The organism is Lelliottia sp. F153 (assembly GCF_002870005.1).
Lineage (GTDB): Bacteria > Pseudomonadota > Gammaproteobacteria > Enterobacterales > Enterobacteriaceae > Enterobacter > Enterobacter nimipressuralis.
Genome location: NZ_PKFT01000002.1, coordinates 236,999 through 257,701 on the forward strand (window position 1 = coordinate 236,999; position 20,703 = coordinate 257,701).

Sequence of the window (20,703 nt, forward strand, 5' to 3'; positions counted from 1 at the left end):
TGTTGACATGAATCAGACAGAAGAGGATTTATCATACACCTGATAAAGGGACAATTCACAGTGCGAGCCGGGCACGCCTTCGCGCCGCCCGGCGTTGTTCGCGGCACCTTAGACCTTAAATAACCAACACGCCGCAAAATGCCCCGGCGAGATCTCCTGCATGGCGGGCTCCTGCGAGCGGCAAACCGGCATGACGTGCGGGCAACGGCTACAAAATTTACAGCCGGGAAGCACCGACGTGGGGCCGGGGATCTCCCCGCGCAGGGTTGCCTGCTCAAGATGGCGGATGCGCGGATCGGGCAGCGGAACGGCGGCCAGCAGCGCGCGCGTATAGGGGTGCGCCGGATGGGAATACAGCTCGTCCGCCGGGGCCACTTCCACCAGCTTTCCGAGGTACATCACCCCGATACGGCTGGAGATATGGCGCACCATCGACAGATCGTGGGCGATAAACAGATAGGTCAGCCCCAGCTCCTGCTGCAGGTCCTGCAAAATATTCACTACCTGCGCCTGCACCGACACATCCAGCGCCGAGAGCGGTTCATCGCACAGCACAAACTCCGGGCGCACCGACAGGGCACGCGCAATGCTGATGCGCTGGCGCTGACCGCCGCTGAACTCATGGGGGAAGCGCTGCAGATGTTCCTGTTTAAGCCCCACTTTATAGAGCAGGGTTTCCGTACGTTCCCGCTGCTCCTCGCGGCTGTAGCCGTGGATCTGCATCGGTTCGGCCACCAGCTGCTGCACCGTCATACCCGGATTGAGCGACGAGTACGGGTCCTGGAAAATGGCCTGCATTCTTTTACGCAGCGGCTTAAGCTGCTTTTCGCTGGCCTGCGCAATCTCCTGTCCGGCAAAGTGAATTTCACCGGAGGTGATATCAAACAGGCGCAGCATTGCGCGCCCAAGGGTCGATTTTCCGCAGCCTGATTCGCCCACCAGACCAAAGGTTTCTCCGCGCTGAATATCAAAACTCACGCCGTCGACCGCTTTCACCGCCACGCCTTTGCGCAGTAGCCCACCCTGAACCGGATAGTGTTTACGCAGTTCACGAACGCTCACTAAAGGGGCATTTTGCTCGCTCATGCCTGAACCTCCTTATCAGCCCATAACCAGCAGGCCGCACGGTGGCCCTCGCCAACGGAATAAAATGCGGGTTGTCGCTCACATTGCGGCATCCGTTTCGGACAGCGCTCGGCAAACGGGCAGCCCGGCGGCGGATTGAGCAGGCCAGGCGGCGTTCCTTCAATAGGTGACAGGCGGTGATTTGCCTCGTCCGCGCGCGGCAGGGAGGCCAATAACCCCTGGGTGTACGGGTGCGCCGGACGATAAAAAATATCCTCCACACTCCCCTCTTCCATCACCTGCCCGCCGTACATCACCACGACACGGCTGCACACCTGCGCCACCACGCCGAGATCGTGGGTGATCAGCAGAATGGCTGTCTGAGTCTGCTGTTGCAGGCTTTTGAGCAGGCGCAGGATCTGCGCCTGAATGGTCACATCCAGCGCGGTTGTCGGTTCGTCGGCGATCAGCAGTTTCGGGTTGCAGGAGAGCGCAATGGCGATCATCACGCGCTGGCGCATCCCGCCGCTAAACTCGTGGGGAAACTGATCGTAACGGCGCTCCGCTTCGGCAATCCCCACCTGATCGAGCATGGCAATGGCCGCCGCTTTTGCCGTCTTTTTAGACAGACCTTTGTTGCGAATGAGGATCTCCGACATCTGCCTGCCGATGGTCACCACCGGGTTCAGGGCGGTCATCGGGTCCTGGAAGATCATCGCAATGTCGTTGCCACGGATCTTGCGCATTTGCTCGGGGGTCTTCTTCGCCAGATCGTCATTCTGAAAGCGAATACTGCCACCGGAGATGTGGCCGTTGCTGCCGAGCAGCTGAATGATCGATTTGCAGGTGACGCTTTTCCCGCACCCGGATTCGCCGACGATGCCGACCAGCTCCCCGGCCTGCACATGAAAACTCACGCCGCGCACCGCCTGTACGTTGCCGTCGCGGGTGCGAAACGAAGTGTGCAGATTATCGAGTTCTAATAAGTTATTCATCGCGGTTCGCTCCCGGCTCAAAGGCGGTGCGGAATACGTCGCCGAGCACGTTAAAACTAAATACCGTCAGCAAAATCAAAATGCCGGGAAACATCGCCAGCCAGGAGGCTTCGCCGATGTACGACTGGGCGTTGTTGAGCATACTCCCCCACGATGCAGCGGGCGCCTGCACGCCCAGCCCCAGGAAACTGAGGGTCGATTCCATCAGAATGGCCGATGCGATATTCAGCGTCGCCGCCACAATAATCGTCGGCAGCACGCCGGGAATAATATGGCGCAGAATAATGCGCAGCGGATGCTCGCCGGACGCGCGGGCATACAGAACATATTCGCGCTCTTTGACGCTGAGCGTTTCAGCACGCACCAGGCGCGACATGCTCATCCAGGTCAACAGGCTGATAATCAGGATGATGTTATCCACGCCCGGCTTGAGGTAGGCGTTCACCACCAGCAGCAGGAAAAACGCCGGAATGGCCATCAGAATATCGACGACGCGCATCATCAGGTTATCGAGCCAGCCGCCAAAATAGCCGCTGATGGTGCCGACAAGCGTGCCGATCAGCGTGGAAAAAAGCATCGCCAGAAAACCGACCATCAGGGAGATCTGCCCGCCGTACAGGGCGCGGGTGAAGTAATCGCGCCCGTATTCGTCGGTGCCAAACCAGTGCGCCGCGTCAGGCGGCAGGGTGCGCGCGCCAAGGGACATCTGATCCGGATCGTAAGGGCTTAGCCCTGCGCACAGGGCGGCGACGATAAAAATAAAGAGAACAAAGAGTGAAAACTGCGCCGGACGGTTGCGGCGCAGCTGGTGGCGAACTTGTTGCCAGCGTCTGCTCATCCGGGGTTACCTCAGGGTACGAATACGGGGATCGGCGAAGCGATAGAGCAGATCGGCGATCAGATTGCCGACGATCAGCATCATCGACGACAGCATGATGATCGCCATGATCAGCGGGTAGTCCAGCGAGGTGATCGACTGAATACCCAGCAGCCCCATCCCCGGCCACGAAAAGACGCTTTCGGTTACGTAGGCCCCTACGACCAGCTCGCCAAACGACAGGCCAAACAGGGTGATCACCGGCAACAGTACGTTTTTCAGCACATGGCGGAACAGGATACTGGTGCGCGTGGCGCCATACGCCAGCTGGGTTTGCACATAGTCAGCGGAGAGCTGCGAAATGGTGTTCGAGCGGATATAGCGCACGTAGCTGGAGAGGTTATAGAAGGTCAGCGCAATGCACGGCAGCACGCCGTGACGCACCACGTCGAGCCAGTTGTCCTCCATACCGATAGTGCGCATCCCCATGCTGGGGAACCAGTTCAGCTGCACGGCAAAAATGGTGATCAGCAGAATACCGAACCAGAAAATGGGTACAGAAATACCGATATAGGCGAATAAGTTCAGGATGTGATCCAGCCAGCGGTGTTTGAACGCGCCTGCGAGCAGCCCCAGCGGAATGGCGAGGAGGATCGCCATCACCAGCGACGCGCCCATCAGCCCAAGCGTGGCCGGAATGCGTTCGCCGATCATCTCCAGCACCGGGCGATGGTAAATCAGCGAATAGCCCAGATCGCCCTGCAAAACGTTTTTCAGCCACAGAATGTATTGCGTCACCAGGGGCTTATCCAGCCCCATGCTCTGGCGGATACGTTCGATATCTTCCGGGGCCATTCTCGGCGTGATGTACGCCGCCACCGGATCGCCGGGCGCGAGTTTGACCAGCAAAAACGCCACCAGCGAAATAAAGAAAAGCATCGGCAGCAGTTGCAGCAGCCGACGCGTCAGTAATGTGTTCACGACATGCCCTTAAAAAAACACCCCGACCAGTTGGCCGGGGCAACGACTTATTTTTGATAGATTTTTGAAAGGTCCTGGAACATATAAACCGGTTTCGGTTCGGCTTCCTGCGTCCCGCCAAAGCGTTTGTCCACGGCAACTGTCGCATTGGTGTAGGCGATGGGGTAGTAGGTCATGTCGTTGGCGACGGTCTGCTGAATTTGCTTGTAGATTTCAGCACGTTTGCCGCTGTCAGTTTCCACTGCGCCTTTGTCCCACAGGGCGTCGAACTGCGGGTTTTTATAGTGCGCATAGTTGTAGGCTTCATTGCTCATGAACAGGGATTTGTAGCCATCCGGCTCCGCGCCCATGATGTAACCGCCGAGGTTCAGCTCCCACGCGGTGTTGTTCATATCCAGGCTGCGCTGGGACATGGCGTTGGAGTCGAGCGGCATCAGTTCCACATTCACGCCAATGCCTTTCAGCTGCTGCTGAATGTAGAGCGCCATGCTCTCCTGGGTTTTGTTGGTGTTCACATAGGCCAGGCGCAGCTTGAGATCGGCTGGCGCGCCGGACGCTTTCAGCAGTTCTTTGGCTTTTTGCTGATCGAACGTGTACTGCTCAACGTCGTTGGTCTGATAAAGCGTGTCCGGCGTCAGGAACGAGCTGGCCGGTTTAGCATAATCCAGCGAGGTGAACGCGGTTTGGGTCAGTTCGTCTTTGTTGATGGCATAAGCAATCGCCTGACGAAGCGGTTTGCTTTTCATCACCGGCACGTTCTGGTTGAAGGTCATGTACGCCAGACGGCCTTCCGGATAGACCACAAAATCAAATTTGCCGGTATTCTTCAGGCGGCTGACGTCCTGCGGGTCGACCATCTTCAGATTGATTTCGCCGTTTTGCAGCGCTAGGTTTGCGGAGTTGCTGTCTTTGGCAAAGCGATAGGTCACGGAGTCGAGCTTCGCTTTGCCGTTCCAGTAATCGTCAAAACGGGTCAGGGCGTAATATTGCCCCGCACGATACTCTTTAAACTTGAACGGACCGGAACCTACCGGCGCATCGTTTTTGGTGCTCTTTTCCAGATCCGCTTCTTTTGCGAACACGTGTTCCGGAATCGGGTAGATCTGCACCAGCGTTCCGGTAAAGGCGGCGCTGACCTGCGGCAACGTGAACTTCACGGTGCGATCGTCGACTTTACTCACTTCGACAGGCTTACCGCCGTAGGTGAACATGCTGCGGAAGAAGCTGTGCTGTTTGGCTTCGAGGAGCTTATTAAAGGTGAAGACCACGTCGGAGGCGGTCAGCGGCTGGCCGTCCTGCCATTTCAGATTCGGTTTTAAGGTCAGGGTATAGCTAAGATTATCGGCGGACGGCGTCAGGCTTTCGGCCAGGCCCCATTCGATTTTGCCGTCGTTAAAACTGTAGAGCGGCGCGTACAGCGCCTGCATGATGGTCAGCGTGGTACGGTCGCTGGCGTAGAGTGGGTTTACGGCCAGCGGATCGCCGGACGTGATACCGATAATGAGCGAGCCACCCTCTTTTGGCGCATCACTTTTTGCTGCTGGCGCGTTCGCCGTTTCATTCTTTTTAGCATCGTCACAGCCCGCTGCGGCCAATGCCATGGACACCAGAACAGCAGATAACAGTAGCTTGCGCATATCTCACTCACTCCTTGCCTCAATAATATTAAATACTGAAAAGTTCTTTTTATTCAGGAGCATCATATTCAGCTTTGTCATATTGCGCATTAACAATGAAAATGCGATTTTCGATTAAGCTTATAACCAATTTGATATATATAAGCGCCAGAAGGAATAGGGCCTAATCAATTGCGCTCGCAACGTTAAAGGGTTCACGAATCTCCTGCTACACTGCCTCAACACATCACTAAAAAGGCAGATCAACATGTCAGACAACACCTATCAGCCACCGAAAGTGTGGGAATGGAAACAGAACAGTAACGGCGGCGCGTTCGCCAATATCAACCGCCCGGTTTCTGGCGCAACGCACGAGAAAACGCTGCCAGTGGGCGCACATCCGCTGCAGCTCTACTCCCTCGGCACGCCAAACGGCCAGAAAGTGACGATCATGCTGGAAGAGTTGCTGGCGCTTGGTGTGACAGGCGCGGAGTATGACGCGTGGCTGATCCGCATCGGAGAAGGCGATCAGTTCTCCAGCGGGTTTGTGGACGTGAACCCAAACTCGAAAATTCCGGCACTGTGTGACCACTCTGTGAACCCGCCACTGCGCGTATTTGAATCCGGGAATATCCTGCTTTATCTGGCAGAAAAATTCGGTCACTTCCTGCCAAAAGATCCGGCGGGACGCACCGAAACCCTGAACTGGCTGTTCTGGCTGCAAGGCTCTGCTCCGTTCCTTGGCGGCGGTTTCGGCCATTTCTTTAACTATGCACCAGTGAAAATTGAGTACGCGATTGACCGTTTCACCATGGAATCAAAACGCCTGCTCGACGTTCTGGATAAGCAGCTGGGGCGCGGTCGTTTTGTCGCGGGAGATGAGTACAGCATCGCCGATATCGCCATCTGGCCATGGTTCGGCAACGTGGTGCTTGGCAACGTGTACAACGCCGCCGAGTTCCTGGATGCAGGCAGTTACAAGAACGTTCAGCGCTGGGCGAAAGAAGTTGCCGAGCGCCCAGCGGTGAAACGCGGCCGCATCGTCAACCGTACCTTTGGCGAGCCGAGCGAACAGCTGCATGAGCGCCATGCTGCCAGCGACTTCGACACCCAGACCGAAGACAAACGTCAGGCGTAATGCGCTGACAGATTGCCCGGTGGCGCTGCGCTCACCGGGCAAAATTACACGCCGAAACCGCCCTGCTGCAATATCGCTTTTGCCTGATCCGACTGTAAATAATCCGCCAGCACCTGCCCCTGGGGCGTCATCACCGCGCTTGCATATTCCGCTTGCGGGTTAAAAGGCGCAGGAATGTTCAGCACGCTCAGGCCGACAATCTGACGAAGCGCGGGCGCGTAGCTGGCGTAGCCGATAAACAGATCCGCCTGATCACTTTCAATGATCCACTCTGCTGCCAGTTTTCCCTGCGGAACCGGAGCAGACGCGTGCCCACCGACCAGCGCCATCGCCCGCTCCCGCACAGGGATGCCCGCCTCGCCCATACGTGTGAACAGCTCCTGGGTGTAGTCGCCGGAGGGATCGCACCCCGCCGTTGAGGTGCCGAGGCGCAAATCGGGCCGCGTAAGCAACGAGAACCAGTCATCGTCGTCGCTAAGCACCTCGCTGCGCGCTGTCAGGCAGAGCTGATTGCGGGCAAATACCGCCACGGAAGATGCCAGCCCCTTTATGAGCAACGCCTGAGGATGGGCGACATTTGCTGACGCAAACAGATCACACGGCTCTCCAGTTTCAATCCGTTCCCGCAGCAATCCGGCCGGACCAAACTGCGTCTCAACCGGATGCGGGAAATGGGCCAGTAGTTGCGGCCATATACCGCGCAGGCTGCCCGCTGCCAGCACGCGCATCAGTCGATACCCTGGTAATGGGTGCGGTAGAAACGCTGATACCATTCGTCGGCGATTTTGCGCATATCAACGTCTTTAAACTTCTCAGGATAGAGTTTTTTCGCCATCCACAGTTCGCCAATGCCCATCGCTTCCGGCATCGGGTAGCCCCAGGCTTTGGCGTAGTCCGGCATCAGGTAGACGCGATGTTTTTTCACGGCGTCGATCACCTGCCACTGGGCCGAACCCTTGATTTCATCGACCACCGATGGATAGCGATCCTGCACAAAGATGACCTGCGGATCCCAGGCGATAACCTGCTCCATCGCCACGGTTTTAAAACCCTGAATGGTCGCCGCCGCCACGTTGACTGCGCCCGCATGGGCCATCATCAGACCGGTGTATTTCCCCGAACCGTAGGTGGTCAGTTCCGGATTGGCCATATAGGCGCGAATACGTTTCTCTGCAGGGATATCCTTCAGACGGTCGCTGACCATCTTGCGCCCTTTATCGGTGGCGGCGATCAGATCTTTGGCTTCCTGCGGTTTGTTGACGATCTCACCGATCAGGGTGATCCCCTCCCGCAGCCCCTGATCGTAGGCTTTTTCTTCGTCGGCGATAGTTGGGTTCAGCTTCGCTTTTTCGCCAGACGCGTCGTGGCGCAGGGAGATGGCGATCACCGGGATACCCAGGCTGCTGATTTTGTCGATCATCTCCTGCGGCGCGTAGTTGGTGACAAACACCACCTGCGGATGCAGAGCGATCAGTTTTTCCGGGTCCACATGGGTGAGATCGCCGAGCGTCGCTTTCTGGTTCAGCTCAGGTGCCAGGCGGGCGTAGCCCTCGCCAAGCTGCTGTTTCCAGTTCGCCATCACGCCGACAATTTTGTCGGTCGCGTTCATTTGCACCAGTAAATTCAGCGTCTGATGCTGAAGCACTACCACGCGGTCGACCTTATCGGGAACGGTGACGGTGCGGCCAATTTGATCGGTTATCTGGCGGGATGCCTCAGAAGATAACGGGAGTAAAATCAGTAAACTAAAGGTAACTGCCTGCCAAAATCGATTGTTCATAATGCCCTCGCACTTTCGTTATGCACAGGATTATATAACGATTTGTGACGCAGATCTTCGCCTGCTTTGTGGGTAGGCATTATTGCCATGAAAAAATGAACACCCCCGGCATTAAATAATTCCCGGACCGGTTTTGTCTTTTGCAAATAAAATGCAAAGGGCGCGAGTGAAAAAATAATCCGCTGCGAAAAATTATTTCACCCCTATTTTCTTAAAAGAAAACAGATGTACTTATTGCAAATCACGCTCTTTTTTCAACAGCATATTTACAACCGACGCTAAACTGGCAAGAATAATTTTTATTTCCCCTAAGAAACGTCCCATGTCAGAACAGGCGCTACGACAGCAGATTCAGAATCTGAAAAAGCATAACGCCCGGCTTGCCAGGCTGGCGCGTGACGCCCGCAGTAAGCTCAGCGCTGCGCTGGATGGCACGGGCCTGTGTCTGTGGCAGCTCGACGTGCCCAGTGGGAAGTTAATTATCTACAATCGCCGCTGGGGCTCGATGCTTGGGTACCAGCCGAAAGAGCTGAATGCGCAGTTCGACGTCTGGCGCGAGCACCTTCATGCCGATGATAAACAGATGGTGCTGGATGCGTTTTATGACCATCTCCACGGCAAAACCCCGTTCTACGAAGCGCTGCACCGCATGCAGCATAAAAATGGCACCGTCAGTTGGGTGCTCGATCGCGGGCGTGTCAGCGAATGGGATGAGCACGGGAATCCGCTCAAGGTTACCGGCACCCACATTGATATGACGAAGGAAAAGCAGTACGAGGAGCAGCTCGCGCTGCTGGCGAACCACGATCCGCTGACCGGCCTTGCCAATCGTCATGCGCTGATCAAACAGTTCCGCGCCCTGAAAGAGCAGGGTCCGCTCTGCGTGGCTTTTATCGATCTGGATGATTTCAAAACCGTTAACGACACCTTTGGCCATCGCAGCGGCGATGAACTGCTGATTCAACTGAGCCAGCGCCTGCGCGAAACCTGCCCGCAGGGTTCTGTCGTCGGGCGTCTGGGCGGCGATGAGTTTGTTCTGCTGTTGCCCTTCCCGCTTTCGAGTCTGTGGGTGAACAGCACCGCGCACAGCTGTTTGCGCGCGGCGCTGACCCCTTTCGAGCTGGATAATGGCCAGGCGCAGGTGGGGGCGTCGATTGGGATAGATGAGGTTCAGCCGCAGGATGATTTCGTAAACGCCCTGCGCCGCGCCGATCAGTCGATGTACCAGATCAAACACACCGGAAAGAACGGCGTGGCGATCGGCTCCACGCTTATCTCGATTTCCCGTACCGGAACAGACGCGTGAAGGCCAGCCGCCAGCAGAGCATTATCCAGCTACTGAGCGACTGCGACGGGCTGACCACCGACGCGCTGGCAGAACAGCTGGCGGTCAGCAAAGAGACTATTCGCCGCGATTTGAAAGGGCTGCAGCAGCAGGGAAAAATTGTGCGTCACCATGGCCGCGCGCGGGCCATTCACCCGGACAGCCGCGACGGCGGTGAGCCGTTTGGCGCACGCCTAAAGAGCCATTACGCCGATAAAGTGGATATCGCCCACCGCGCGCTGGACTGGGTCAGCAGCGGAATGACTCTTGCCCTCGACGCCAGCTCGACCTGTTTCCATCTGGCCCGCCAGCTTCCGGACATCGACCTGACGGTGTTCACTAACAGCCTGCCCATCTGCCACGAAATGGCGAAACGCGAGCGCATCACCCTGATCTGCACCGGCGGCACGCTGGACCGTAAGTATCGTTGTTACGTCAATCCGGCGCTGATCTCCCTGCTGAAAGGCGTGGAGATAGACCTGTTTATCTTTTCCTGTGAGGGGGTGGACGAACAGGGTGATATGTGGGACCCGGCCGAGCACAGTGCGCTCTTTAAAACGCAGCTGTTACGCCGCGCCAGCCAGTCGCTGCTATTGATTGATAAGAGTAAATTTCAGCGTGCGAGCGAAGTCAAAATCGGCTCGCTGTCGCAGGTGACGCAGATGATTACCGATGCTCACCCTTCCAGACGGTAGCCCGCCATAAAGTAGCGCAGCGTGGTACTCGACTGATTTTCTTTGAAAAAATCCATCACCATATCGCGGTCCAGCCCGTAGCGGCGTGTCAGGATACCGGCCTCCCACGCACTGAGCTGGCGATCGCCGGTTTTCTCAAACATCCGGTGCGAAAAACCGAGCACAAATCCCCGTTTATAGTCAGAGCAGAAATGCGCGACGTTCTTTGCGGTATCCGCCTGCGCCGCGCGCATCCCCGCCATCAACCCTTTGCCAAAATGGTTTTCCATTGATTTACCCTCAATCGCTATATATTAAATTATATAGCGATATTTTGAGCGATGGCTAGTGGAAATTAAGGCCGCACGGGGCGGCCTTTAGGAATGAATCAGAACGAAACCCACTCATCGGGCGTACCCGATGCGTTAGCCCGCGCGGGCGCTTTCGGCGACGCGGCAGGCGCACCGTTTTGCGGTTCCTGCGCAGACAGGCGGAATTTCTGCACTGAGCGTTGTAGCTCTTCCGTCTGACGTTCCAGCGCCGAGGCGGCGGCGGAAACCTGCTCCACCAGCGAGGCGTTCTGCTGCGTTACGCCGTCCATCTGGGTGATCGCCACACCGACCTGGGAAATGCCTTTGCTCTGCTCTTCCGACGCTGACGCGATCTGCTTCATGATGGTGGTCACTTCGGTCACGGCACGCAGGATCGCTTCCATGGTGGTCCCGGTATCGCTGACGATTTTCGACCCCTGCTCGACGCGTGAAACGGAATCGGCGATCAGGCCTTCGATCTCCTTCGCCGCATTTGCGCTTCGGCTGGCCAGGTTACGCACTTCGCCTGCCACCACGGCAAATCCCCGGCCCTGTTCACCGGCACGCGCCGCTTCAACCGCCGCGTTGAGTGCCAGAATATTGGTCTGGAACGCGATGCTGTTGATGACGGTAGTGATCTCGGCAATCTTTTTCGAGCTGGCGGAAATTCCGCTCATGGTGGTCACCACGTCATCCACCAGCGAACCGCCACGGCTTGCGGTAGTGGAGGCAACATCGGCCAGTTGGCTCGCCTGACGCGCATTTTCGGCGTTGAGTTTCACCGTGGCGGTGAGCTGTTCCATGCTCGCGGCGGTCTCTTCCAGTGCGGCGGCCTGCTCTTCGGTGCGTGAAGAGAGATCGTTGTTTCCGCTGGAAATTTCAGTGGCTCCGCGCCAGATATTCTCGCTGCCGGAGCGGATCGAGCTGACCGCTTCGCGCAGGCTGTCCTGCATCGCGGTTAACAGAGGCACCAGTCGGCCCACGCAGTTACGCCCAAATGGCGTAATGGGCTGGCTGAGATCGCCCTGCGCAATCTGGCGAAAATGCTCGCGAATGCGATCCAGCGGTTTCACCAGCATCGCCACCAGGTAGCGGTCGGTAAAGAGGAGGATCAGCAGACCGATAATCGTCGCGACGATGATCACAACGCGCGTCATGCTCGTCAGGCTGTCCACCACGTCACGCGTACTGTCGAGCGTGCTGGCGGCGGAAGTGTTGAATTTATCCGCCGCGGCACCGAAAGCGCGGCTCAGCGGTGGCGTGACGTTGTTGGCCTGCTGACGATATCCCTCGATCGTCCCCTGTTGCGCCTGCTGCATTTGCAGGGCAATCCCCTGATCCAGTAACGCCTGCCAGCTGCTAATCACTTCAGCAGAGACGCTTTCGTCCATCGGGCCTGGCGAGATGGCCTTCATCTCGTTCAGCTTCTTGCTCATATTCTCCAGCGCCTGCTGCGCGGGGGCTAAATCGGGATTTCCACCCGCAACTTTGGCTTCCATTGCGCGGCTGAGGCGCGTGACAAAGCGGAAATATTGATCGTTACCCTGACTCAAAATAGTCATTTGTTTCACGATCTGGCGATCGATGTCATTACCGTCTGAGACCCTGGAAAGTGACCAGGTGCTGTAAAGCCCAACCCCTGCCCACATCAAACAAAAAATACCCAGAATCGTCAGCATGACGAACCGGATAGTAAAATTACGAAGCATTTGCATAAGAGTATCCTTGCCGTTAGGGAAAACTCGCTTGAGACGAGTCTTATCTTCGTTATCGGCAATGCCTACACTTTAAGGAGTATTTTTATAAAAACTTGCACATCTAAACTTTTAAAAAAATAGTATTGCCTAATACCCTTATAATTAGCGCGCAAATATAATAGAAAAAGACCGGAATTTTCCGGCCCTTTTTTGAAACATTAAATTCATATTACTTCAAATATTTCTCAAACCATCCCAGAGTCCGTTTCCATGCCAGTTCCGCTGCGGGCTCGTCATAACGTGGGGTCGAGTCATTATGAAAGCCATGATTTACGCCGGGGTAAATATAGGCTTCATAGACTTTATTATTCGCTTTCAGGGCGGCTTCGTACGCTGGCCAGCCTTCGTTGATGTTCTTATCCAGCTCGGCATAGTGCAGCAGCAGCGGCGCTTTAATCTTCGGGACATCCGCCGCGGCGGGCTGGCGGCCATAAAACGGCACCGCGCACTCCAGCTCCGGATAGGCCACCGCGGCGGCATTCGAGACGCCGCCGCCGTAGCAAAATCCGGTAATCCCCACGTTGCCCGTCGCATCGGGATGTTTTTTCATAAACTCCACGGCGGCAAAGAAATCGTTCATTAATTTGGTGGGGTCCACTTTCTGCTGCAGCACCTTCCCCTCTTCATCATTCCCTGGATATCCGCCGACGGAACTTAATCCATCCGGTGCCAGCGCAATATATCCCGCTTTCGCCACACGGCGAGCCACGTCTTCGATATACGGATTTAAACCGCGGTTTTCATGGACCACGACCACCGCCGGCACTTTTCCCGTCGTCTTCGCAGGCTTCACCAGATAACCCCGCACTTCACCGTGTCCGTTGGGTGAAGGGTAGTGGATGTATTCCGGCAAAATATCGGGATCGGTAAATTTCACCTGTTCAGCAAGGGCGTAATTCGGTTTGAGCATATTGAATAACGCCAGCGCCGTGACACCGCCTGCCGCGTAGCGCGCCGCAAGATTGAGAAACTCGCGTTTGGTTATTTTGCCGTGGGCGTAATAGTCATAGTAATCGAGCAATTCTTGCGGAAAATCTTTCGCGGTCAGCCGGGTCATCGCATATCTCCAGGAATTGTGATTTTATAAGGATAGAATGAAAACACTGTTTCGAAAATTCATCACTAAAAAAGGAGATATCATGTCCTGGACCCCTACTTCAAGCCGCTACGACACCATGCAGTACCGTTACTGCGGGAAGAGCGGCCTGCGTTTGCCAGCGCTATCACTTGGATTGTGGCACAGCTTTGGTCACGTTCAGGCGCTGGACAGCCAGCGCGCACTGCTGCGCAAAGCCTTTGATTCAGGTATTACCCATTTTGATCTCGCGAATAACTACGGCCCGCCTCCGGGCAGCGCGGAAGAGAATTTTGGTCGTCTGCTGCGCGAGGATTTTGCCGCGTATCGCGATGAACTGATTATCTCCACCAAAGCCGGGTACGACATGTGGCCTGGCCCGTACGGGTCTGGCGGTTCGCGGAAGTATCTGCTCGCCAGTCTCGACCAGAGCCTGAAACGCATGGGCGTAGAGTATGTCGATATTTTCTATTCCCACCGCGTTGACGAAAACACGCCGATGGAAGAGACCGCCGCCGCGCTGGCACAGGCTGTTCAGAGCGGGAAAGCGCTCTACGTGGGGATTTCCTCTTACTCGCCGGAACGCACGCAGAAAATGACTGAACTGCTGCGCGAGTGGAAAATTCCACTACTGATCCATCAGCCGTCCTACAACCTGTTAAACCGTTGGGTGGATAAAAGCGGCCTGCTGGATACCCTCGTGGCAAACGGCACCGGCTGTATTGCTTTTACACCGCTGGCGCAGGGGCTGCTGACGGGCAAATACCTGAACGGTATTCCGGATGGTTCGCGTATGCAGCGTGAAGGCAAAAAGGTGCGCGGGTTGACGGAGAAGATGCTGACCGACGCGAACCTGAACAGCCTGCGACTGCTCAATGAAATGGCGCAGGCGCGCGGGCAGTCAATGGCGCAGATGGCCCTGAGCTGGCTGCTAAAAGATGAGCGCGTGACGTCTGTGCTCATCGGTGCCAGCCGCCCTGAGCAGATCGAAGAGAACATTCAGGCGCTGCAAAATCTGCACTTTAGCGACGATGAGTTGAAGAGGATTGATCAGCACGTTGCGGATGGAGAGTTGAATTTGTGGCAGGCATCGTCAGATAAATAGAGAACGCGGCCTGATGCCCTCCGTCGCCTCTCATGGCCCGGTAAGCGTCGCGCCACCGGGCCTGCTAGCCTACACCGTAGCAGGATCCACCACCGGACGCTCGTACTCCGGCCAGACCAGCACCACCAGCTCCGGATAGGCTTCCAGACTGAATTCGCGGAAACACTGACGTAAATTCAGCACGTCCAGATCGGAATGCGAGACCTTCTCACCATTCAGGCAGCGCTTTTTGATATTGTCATAATATTTATAGACCGCCGAGTTCAGATCGCTGCAGCGACGCTGGGCTTCAAAAAGACCGGGTCTGTCGTTTATTTCCGTCATCTTCATCCGCTTAATTGTGGCATGAAGAAAGTCGATATATTCATGATTGACGCGCCAGTACCATACCGGCGTTATCGCATTCATCAGCAGTGAGAAATGGTCCTCACCCTCTTCTTTGGTCATCGGAATCGGCTGGGATGACTCGCCAGTTTGCTGTAAGTCTTTCGTTTTATTGAACTCACGCATCAATAAAAGAACACCAGCGGTAAGCAATAGCAATGTAATGACAGAATAAAAAATGCTGTTCATGGGATGGCTCCATTTTTTTTGATTTTAAATTTGCCTCATGTTATTGTCAACGAATCTCACGCCCTATTTGAACCTACCCTGTTGAAATTAAAGGATATTAAAATGCTGCCCGACAATCTTGTGCCGGTCCGGTACCACATCGCCTCTGTGGTCCCTAAATCGGCGGAAGCAGAAAGCAATGCTAATTTCACTCAGGGAAAAAGAAAACTATCCGATTTTGAGGCTGACATATTAATTGGTGTTACCCGTACCGGTAAATCACGTAATATGCTGTTAGAAGAGCATGACCGCCATATAAAAGATCGGCTATTTCGCGTGGTGAAGATTGAAGCCTTTGCCCACCTGCTTAACGACCTGCAGGCTGAGGGAGAAATAGACGCTCAAACATTAAGTCAAATAATGGCTGAAAAAACCGAAGAAATAAACGAAGCTGGCAACGAAATTTGGCTTAATCTAATTACCCGAGAAAAAAACAACCCTATTTTTTATAAACTAGAGGATGATTAACGTGAAAGAAGTTGAAGATAATAACGTTTATTTGACTTTAGATAACCATAAAAGCGATGAGTTTATCTTAAAGCAAAATCTCGACGCATTAATAAAACATAAAAATGACGAGATGACCCGCATTGCGCAAGACATGGTATCGATCCCGGCTGCGCTGGTTCGCCTGAAGTGGGAAAATCGCCGCGAGATCTACTCGTTGCAGGTGAAAGAAGAGATTTATGGCGCGATGATTAACGCAGTGATATCCCTCAAGCCCGAACTGAAAGATAAAATCATGGGCCGCATTGAGAGCAACTACCAGCATCTGCTCTCCAGAGAGGCCTCCACGCTGCGTTTGACGCGCAAACTGGCTGACGGTGGCTATCACACCTCGAACGTCACGACCGTCGCTCTGGACGAAGATGCGCTGGCGGCAAAAGTGGACGCCCCTTCCCACGCGCCTGCTGAGCCGAAATAGCCTCACCAGTCAGATTCCCCCGAATACGACAACCTCCTCCTCTCGCTCTTCTACACTTAATGGCCTAACTCACCCAACAGGAGAGGCCTTATGTCAAAACATCAGACACATATCCAGGACCCAACCACCCAGTACTACACCGGCGACTACCCTAAGCAAAAGCAGCCAGCGCCTGGCGTGCAAGCGAAGATGACGCCCGTGCCAGACTGCGGCGAGAAGAGCTACAAAGGTAGCGGCAGGCTCCAGGATCGTAAGGCACTGGTGACTGGGGGTGATTCCGGTATCGGGCGCGCCGCCGCCATTGCTTACGCGCGTGAAGGCGCTGACGTGGCGATTAACTATCTGCCTGCGGAAGAAGAGGACGCCCAGGAGGTCAAACAGCTGATCGAAGAGGCGGGCCGAAAAGCGGTGCTGATTCCAGGCGATCTGAGCGATGAGTCCTTTGCCCGCTCGCTGGTGCATAAAGCCCGCGAAGCGCTGGGCGGGCTGGATACGCTGGCGCTGGTTGCCGGTAAACAGGTCGCTGTCGAGAAGATTGCCGATTTGACCACCGAACAGTTTACGCAAACCTACGCGGTGAACGTGCTGGCACTTTTCTGGATCACACAGGAGGCAATTCCCGTCCTGCCAGCCGGTTCCAGCATCGTGACCACCTCGTCCATTCAGGCCTATCAGCCAAGCCCGCATCTGCTCGATTACGCCTCGACGAAAGCGGCGATACTGAACTACAGCCGTGGGCTGGCAAAACAGGTGGCAGAGAAAGGCATTCGCGTAAACGTGGTTGCCCCTGGCCCGATCTGGACGGCACTGCAAATTTCTGGCGGCCAGACGCAGGAGAAAATTCCGCAGTTTGGTCAGAAGACGCCGATGAAACGTGCGGGGCAGCCTGCTGAACTGGCTGGAGTGTATGTCTATCTGGCGAGTCAGGAGTCGAGCTACGTTACGGCGGAAGTGCACGGGGTGTGCGGTGGGGAGCATTTAGGATAGTGCTGTCGGTCTGCCCGGAGGTGCTACGTAAATGGCGCCTGCGGGTTTGTCCCGCCTGAGACTTTCGCTTACGCGTTACTCACGAAAGAGAGAAAACAAAACGGCAACTTGCGTTGCCGTTTTTACGTTTATTTCGCCGCCGTTTTCTCTTCGCCGACCAGTCCGATTTTGAGATAGCCCGCCTGGTGCAGCGTATCCATCACTCTCATCATGGTCTCGTAGTCGACGGTTTTATCCGCGCGGAAGAAGACGGTGGTCTCTTTTTTGCCCTGGGTCAGCGCATCCAGTGCCGGAATAACGGATTGATCGGTGACCGGGTCGTTGCCCAGGAACATCGATTTATCAGCTTTCACCGACAGGTAAATCGGTTTTTCCGGACGCGGCTGCGGCTGGCTGGAAGAGGCCGGCAGATTCACCTTCACGTCTACCGTCGCCAGAGGCGCGGCCACCATGAAGATAATCAGCAGAACCAGCATAACGTCGATAAACGGCGTTACGTTGATTTCGTGCATTTCGCCGTTATCGTCCAGATTTTCATTAAGACGCATTGCCATAACGTATCAACCTACACGCAGTTTCGAAGCAGAATGTACCGGCTTAACGGAGCTGGCGCTGAGGTCGAGATCGCGGCTTTGCAGCAGCAGAACCTGTGCGGCAACATCACCGAGCGTGGCTTTGTAGCTGCCAATCATACGCGCGAAGATGTTATAGATAACCACCGCCGGAATAGCGGCGATAAGGCCGATCGCCGTTGCCAGCAGCGCTTCCGCGATGCCCGGTGCCACTACGGCGAGGTTGGTGGTTTGCGTCTGAGCAATACCGATGAAGCTGTTCATGATGCCCCACACGGTACCAAACAGACCCACGAACGGGGAGATCGCACCGATAGTTGCCAGATAACCATTTCCGCGGCCCATGTGACGGCCCACGGCGGCAACGCGACGTTCCAGGCGGAAGCCCGTACGCTCTTTAATGCCTTCGTTATCTTCACTGCCTGCGGAGAGTTCCAGTTCGTTTTGAGCTTCGTTGACCAATTGGGTGGTCAGGCTTTTTGCATGGAACGCGGAGGTGATGTCAAATGCCTGATTCAGCGAGCGGGCTTCAGCCAGCTGCTGTTGCTCGCGCTTGAGGCGGCGCTTTTGAGAAATCAGCTCAACGCTTTTGCTGAAGAAAATTGCCCAGGTGATCACGGACGCCAGAATCAGGCCGATCATCACAATCTTAACCACGATGTCAGCATGTTGATACATGCCCCAAACGGAGAGATCCGTCTGCATCAAATTATTACCCACTCTGTATCTCCAGGACGCAAATCACAAATTCTGAGCATAATAATATCAAAACCACGTCGAATTGATAGTAGTTCTCATTAGTATTTGCATAGTGCCGTAAATTTCGCTCATTTTCCTTGCGCTTACGCAGTAAAAATTTCTTATGCGTATTTTTCATAAAATATTGTGCTTATTCGCTAAGCATCCGGGTGCAGATTTTCGCAATCGTGGTAGTCTGGACGTCCAGACGGATAAAAACAGGTTTAGCGAACATGACAGAGAAGCATCTTGATACCACGCTTGTGCAGGCAGGACGCAGTAAAAAGTACACTCAGGGTTCGGTAAATAGCGTGATTCAACGCGCCTCCTCGCTGGTCTTCGATACTGTTGAGGCCAAGAAACACGCCACCCGCAACCGCGCGAAAGGCGAGCTGTTTTACGGGCGTCGCGGCACCTTGACCCATTTCTCATTGCAGGAAGCGATGTGCGAGCTGGAAGGTGGCGTCGGCTGTGCCCTGTTCCCGTGCGGTGCTGCTGCGGTAGCGAATACGATTCTGGCGTTCGTTGAACAGGGCGATCATATCCTGATGACCAACACCGCCTACGAGCCAAGCCAGGATTTCTGCACCAAAATTCTGACCCGTCTGGGTGTCACCACCGGCTGGTTCGATCCGCTGATCGGCGAAGGCATTGCGGAGCTTATCCAGCCGAATACGCGCATTGTGTTTCTGGAATCTCCCGGCTCTATCACCATGGAAGTGCATGACGTTCCGACGATTGTGCGCGCGGTGCGTCGCGTGGCGCCAGACGCTATCATCATGATCGATAACACCTGGGCGGCGGGCGTGCTGTTTAAAGCCCTTGAGTTTGACATCGATATCTCGATTCAGGCGGCAACGAAATACCTGATTGGCCACTCAGACGGCATGATTGGCACGGCGGTGTCTAACGCCCGCTGCTGGGATCAGCTGCGCGAAAACGCCTACCTGATGGGGCAGATGGTGGATGCCGATACCGCTTATATGACCAGTCGCGGGCTTCGTACGCTGGGCGTGCGTCTACGTCAGCATCACGAAAGCAGTCTGAAAGTGGCCGAATGGCTGGCGCAACATCCGCAAGTCGCTCGCGTGAATCACCCTGCACTACCGGGCAGCAAAGGTCACGAATTCTGGAAACGTGACTTTACGGGCAGCAGCGGTCTGTTCTCATTTGTTCTCAATAAGCGACTGAGTAACGACGAGCTGGCCGCCTACCTGGATAACTTCTCGCTCTTTAGCATGGCTTACTCCTGGGGCGGCTTTGAATCGCTCATTCTGCCGAATCAGCCTGAACAACTTGCCGGTTTGCGCCCGGGCGGAGAAATCGACTTTACCGGCACGCTGATCCGACTGCACATCGGTTTAGAAAATGTTGATGATCTGATCGCGGATTTATCGGCAGGTTTCGAACGCATCGTGTAGAGTGCGGGCTGTAAATGTACTCCCGGACCGTTTTACAGACACGTGCAGCAGAAAAGACTGCATTTGTTGGGTCCCCGATCAACCCCACTGGGCGAAATCAGGAGTACAATAGCCACATATCAGTTGTTCCACAGGAAAGTCCATGGCTGTCATTCAAGATATTATCGCTGCGCTCTGGCAACACGACTTTGCAGCGCTGGCGGACCCGCACGTTGTAGGTGTTGTTTATTTCGTTATGTTCGCCACGCTTTTTCTGGAAAACGGTCTGCTGCCGGCCTCGTTTCTTCCAGGCGACAGCCTGCTGTTATTAGCCGGGGCGTTAATTGGTAAAGGCGTTATGGACTTCGCCCCCACGATCGTGATTTTAACGTCGGCCGCCAGCCTCGGCTGCTGGTTGAGCTATGTGCAGGGCCGCTGGCTCGGCAATACGCGCGTGGTGAAAGGCTGGCTGGCGCAACTGCCCGTGAAATACCACGAGCGCGCCACCTGCATGTTTGACCGCCACGGCCTGCTGGCTCTGCTCGCCGGACGTTTTCTGGCGTTTATTCGCACCCTGCTGCCAACGATGGCCGGGATTTCTGGCCTGTCGAACCGCCGCTTCCAGTTCTTCAACTGGCTGAGCGCCCTGCTGTGGGTCGGCGTTGTGACCTCTTTGGGTTATGCCCTGAGCATGATCCCGTTTGTGAAGCACCACGAAGATCAGGTGATGACTTTCCTGATGATCCTGCCGATTTTCCTGCTGGTTGCAGGCCTCGTCGGGACGCTGTTTGTGGTGATCAAGAAGAAATGCTGTAACGTCTAATCTTGTCC

Annotated in this window: 22 protein-coding genes; 9 read left to right on the forward strand and 13 right to left on the reverse strand. The window is 55.3% G+C overall.

Annotated elements, in window-relative coordinates:
- Nucleotides 1–108: 108 nt before the first annotated feature.
- The 5 genes from F153LOC_RS08185 to F153LOC_RS08205 are packed head-to-tail and all read right to left on the reverse strand — an operon-like array spanning nucleotide 109 to nucleotide 5,495.
- Nucleotides 109–1,086 carry an ABC transporter ATP-binding protein gene (locus F153LOC_RS08185; RefSeq protein ID WP_102104763.1) on the reverse strand — a complete coding sequence of 326 codons (978 nt, stop codon included), beginning with the start codon at nucleotides 1,084–1,086 and terminating at the stop codon, nucleotides 109–111.
- Nucleotides 1,083–2,060: an ABC transporter ATP-binding protein gene (locus F153LOC_RS08190; protein ID WP_102104764.1), complete on the reverse strand. Its 978-nt coding sequence runs from the start codon at nucleotides 2,058–2,060 to the stop codon at nucleotides 1,083–1,085. Before F153LOC_RS08190 ends, F153LOC_RS08185 begins: the two co-directional genes overlap by 4 nt.
- Complete coding sequence (locus F153LOC_RS08195) at nucleotides 2,053–2,898, reverse strand: ABC transporter permease (protein ID WP_100778937.1); 846 nt, start codon at nucleotides 2,896–2,898, stop codon at nucleotides 2,053–2,055. The genes F153LOC_RS08190 and F153LOC_RS08195 overlap by 8 nt, the downstream gene beginning before the upstream one ends.
- Nucleotides 2,899–2,904: 6 nt before the next feature.
- Complete coding sequence (locus F153LOC_RS08200) at nucleotides 2,905–3,858, reverse strand: ABC transporter permease (RefSeq protein WP_102104765.1); 954 nt, start codon at nucleotides 3,856–3,858, stop codon at nucleotides 2,905–2,907.
- 47 nt (nucleotides 3,859–3,905) lie between these two features.
- Nucleotides 3,906–5,495, reverse strand: coding sequence for an ABC transporter substrate-binding protein (locus F153LOC_RS08205; RefSeq protein ID WP_100778935.1), 1,590 nt, complete (start codon nucleotides 5,493–5,495; stop codon nucleotides 3,906–3,908).
- 247 nt (nucleotides 5,496–5,742) lie between these two features.
- Here F153LOC_RS08205 and yghU point away from each other — a divergent pair, with 247 nt between their 5' ends.
- Complete coding sequence (yghU, locus tag F153LOC_RS08210; RefSeq protein ID WP_102104766.1) at nucleotides 5,743–6,612, forward strand: glutathione-dependent disulfide-bond oxidoreductase; 870 nt, start codon at nucleotides 5,743–5,745, stop codon at nucleotides 6,610–6,612.
- A 44-nt stretch (nucleotides 6,613–6,656) separates the two neighbouring features.
- Here yghU and F153LOC_RS08215 read toward each other — a convergent pair whose 3' ends face one another.
- Together F153LOC_RS08215 and F153LOC_RS08220 are read right to left on the reverse strand one after the other, a co-directional pair.
- Nucleotides 6,657–7,340, reverse strand: coding sequence for a molybdate ABC transporter substrate-binding protein (locus F153LOC_RS08215; RefSeq protein ID WP_102104767.1), 684 nt, complete (start codon nucleotides 7,338–7,340; stop codon nucleotides 6,657–6,659).
- On the reverse strand, nucleotides 7,340–8,392 hold the full coding sequence (locus tag F153LOC_RS08220; RefSeq protein ID WP_102104768.1) for an ABC transporter substrate-binding protein: 1,053 nt from the start codon (nucleotides 8,390–8,392) through the stop codon (nucleotides 7,340–7,342). Before F153LOC_RS08220 ends, F153LOC_RS08215 begins: the two co-directional genes overlap by 1 nt.
- A gap of 322 nt (nucleotides 8,393–8,714) precedes the next feature.
- Here F153LOC_RS08220 and F153LOC_RS08225 point away from each other — a divergent pair, with 322 nt between their 5' ends.
- Both F153LOC_RS08225 and fucR read left to right on the forward strand, forming a co-directional pair.
- The gene (locus tag F153LOC_RS08225) at nucleotides 8,715–9,698 is read left to right on the forward strand and encodes a sensor domain-containing diguanylate cyclase (RefSeq protein WP_100778931.1); all 984 of its coding nucleotides are present in this window, start codon (nucleotides 8,715–8,717) and stop codon (nucleotides 9,696–9,698) included.
- Nucleotides 9,695–10,411 (forward strand): L-fucose operon activator, encoded by a 717-nt coding sequence (gene fucR / locus F153LOC_RS08230; RefSeq protein ID WP_100778930.1) that lies wholly within the window; start codon nucleotides 9,695–9,697, stop codon nucleotides 10,409–10,411. The genes F153LOC_RS08225 and fucR overlap by 4 nt, the downstream gene beginning before the upstream one ends.
- On the opposite strand, the gene F153LOC_RS08235 is transcribed toward fucR, so the two are convergent.
- From F153LOC_RS08235 to yghX, 3 genes are all read right to left on the reverse strand, one after another.
- Nucleotides 10,393–10,680 carry a DUF2623 family protein gene (locus F153LOC_RS08235; RefSeq protein ID WP_095283363.1) on the reverse strand — a complete coding sequence of 96 codons (288 nt, stop codon included), beginning with the start codon at nucleotides 10,678–10,680 and terminating at the stop codon, nucleotides 10,393–10,395. The two genes, fucR and F153LOC_RS08235, sit on opposite strands and share 19 nt — an antisense overlap.
- Before the next feature lie 98 nt (nucleotides 10,681–10,778).
- Entirely contained in the window at nucleotides 10,779–12,416 is a 1,638-nt protein-coding gene (locus tag F153LOC_RS08240; protein WP_102104769.1) for a methyl-accepting chemotaxis protein, read from the reverse strand.
- Between the two features lie 211 nt (nucleotides 12,417–12,627).
- On the reverse strand, nucleotides 12,628–13,515 hold the full coding sequence (gene yghX / locus F153LOC_RS08245; RefSeq protein WP_102104770.1) for a YghX family hydrolase: 888 nt from the start codon (nucleotides 13,513–13,515) through the stop codon (nucleotides 12,628–12,630).
- A gap of 82 nt (nucleotides 13,516–13,597) precedes the next feature.
- Between yghX and F153LOC_RS08250 the strand changes: the two genes are divergently transcribed.
- Complete coding sequence (locus F153LOC_RS08250; protein WP_102104854.1) at nucleotides 13,598–14,638, forward strand: aldo/keto reductase; 1,041 nt, start codon at nucleotides 13,598–13,600, stop codon at nucleotides 14,636–14,638.
- A 69-nt stretch (nucleotides 14,639–14,707) separates the two neighbouring features.
- Here the strand turns inward: F153LOC_RS08250 and F153LOC_RS08255 are convergent, their stop codons facing one another.
- The gene (locus F153LOC_RS08255; RefSeq protein ID WP_100778927.1) at nucleotides 14,708–15,211 is read right to left on the reverse strand and encodes an ESA_00282 family adhesion-associated protein; all 504 of its coding nucleotides are present in this window, start codon (nucleotides 15,209–15,211) and stop codon (nucleotides 14,708–14,710) included.
- Between the two features lie 102 nt (nucleotides 15,212–15,313).
- On the opposite strand from F153LOC_RS08255, the gene F153LOC_RS08260 reads away from it, so the two are divergent.
- The 3 genes from F153LOC_RS08260 (at nucleotide 15,314) to F153LOC_RS08270 (ending at nucleotide 17,162) form a co-directional block, all read left to right on the forward strand.
- A complete protein-coding gene (locus F153LOC_RS08260) occupies nucleotides 15,314–15,718 on the forward strand; it encodes a hypothetical protein (protein ID WP_095283367.1) in 405 nt (134 codons plus the stop codon).
- On the forward strand, nucleotides 15,711–16,175 hold the full coding sequence (locus tag F153LOC_RS08265; RefSeq protein WP_100778926.1) for a cytoplasmic protein: 465 nt from the start codon (nucleotides 15,711–15,713) through the stop codon (nucleotides 16,173–16,175). Before F153LOC_RS08260 ends, F153LOC_RS08265 begins: the two co-directional genes overlap by 8 nt.
- A gap of 90 nt (nucleotides 16,176–16,265) precedes the next feature.
- Nucleotides 16,266–17,162, forward strand: coding sequence for an SDR family oxidoreductase (locus F153LOC_RS08270; protein WP_100778925.1), 897 nt, complete (start codon nucleotides 16,266–16,268; stop codon nucleotides 17,160–17,162).
- Between the two features lie 128 nt (nucleotides 17,163–17,290).
- On the opposite strand, the gene exbD is transcribed toward F153LOC_RS08270, so the two are convergent.
- Together exbD and exbB are read right to left on the reverse strand one after the other, a co-directional pair.
- Complete coding sequence (exbD, locus tag F153LOC_RS08275; RefSeq protein WP_100778924.1) at nucleotides 17,291–17,716, reverse strand: TonB system transport protein ExbD; 426 nt, start codon at nucleotides 17,714–17,716, stop codon at nucleotides 17,291–17,293.
- 6 nt (nucleotides 17,717–17,722) lie between these two features.
- Nucleotides 17,723–18,454 carry a tol-pal system-associated acyl-CoA thioesterase gene (gene exbB / locus F153LOC_RS08280; RefSeq protein ID WP_100778923.1) on the reverse strand — a complete coding sequence of 244 codons (732 nt, stop codon included), beginning with the start codon at nucleotides 18,452–18,454 and terminating at the stop codon, nucleotides 17,723–17,725.
- Nucleotides 18,455–18,705: 251 nt separating this feature from the next.
- Between exbB and metC the strand changes: the two genes are divergently transcribed.
- Together metC and yghB are read left to right on the forward strand one after the other, a co-directional pair.
- Nucleotides 18,706–19,893, forward strand: a complete 1,188-nt coding sequence (gene metC, locus F153LOC_RS08290) for a cystathionine beta-lyase (protein WP_102104771.1) — start codon at nucleotides 18,706–18,708, stop codon at nucleotides 19,891–19,893.
- A 142-nt stretch (nucleotides 19,894–20,035) separates the two neighbouring features.
- Nucleotides 20,036–20,695 carry a DedA family general envelope maintenance protein YghB gene (gene yghB, locus F153LOC_RS08295; RefSeq protein WP_100778921.1) on the forward strand — a complete coding sequence of 220 codons (660 nt, stop codon included), beginning with the start codon at nucleotides 20,036–20,038 and terminating at the stop codon, nucleotides 20,693–20,695.
- The last annotated feature ends 8 nt before the right edge of the window (nucleotides 20,696–20,703 follow it).